We start from the raw sequence: 352 nt of genomic DNA, 5'->3' as shown, positions 1-352 counted from the left end.
ACGACTGATTGCTCAGTGTCTGGTTCCTGCTTCGACAGGCGGCCTGACTGCACCCTCCCTCCACAGGCAAGCACGGCATGTCCTGCCGCTAAAATGTTACGAGCGCCGTTGACATCTGCGTTCGCGGTATATCCACACACCTGGCACATAAATTTACTCTGCGACAAGCGGTTCTCTTTGGCTGTATGACCGCAACATGCGCACCGCTGGCTGGTGTAGGCCGGTGGGACTGCCAGTACCTGACCGCCGCGCCAGAGCTGCTTATATTCTAGCTGACGGCGCATTTCATACCAGCCCTGCTCCCGTATCGCGCGATTTAAGCCTGATTTAGCCCGAACGTTCCTTCCGGGCT

General features: G+C 57.4%; 1 protein-coding gene. It reads right to left on the bottom strand.

The genetic code is table 11. The features are described 5' to 3' along the window. Window positions 1-352: RNA-guided endonuclease InsQ/TnpB family protein (locus C5469_RS23140; protein ID WP_166311060.1), on the bottom strand; the 352-nt coding region annotated here is incomplete at both ends.

It is taken from the genome of Photorhabdus cinerea (genome assembly GCF_011189575.1).
GTDB classification, from domain to species: domain Bacteria; phylum Pseudomonadota; class Gammaproteobacteria; order Enterobacterales; family Enterobacteriaceae; genus Photorhabdus; species Photorhabdus cinerea.
This window is presented reverse-complemented; position numbering and strand designations above follow the sequence as displayed.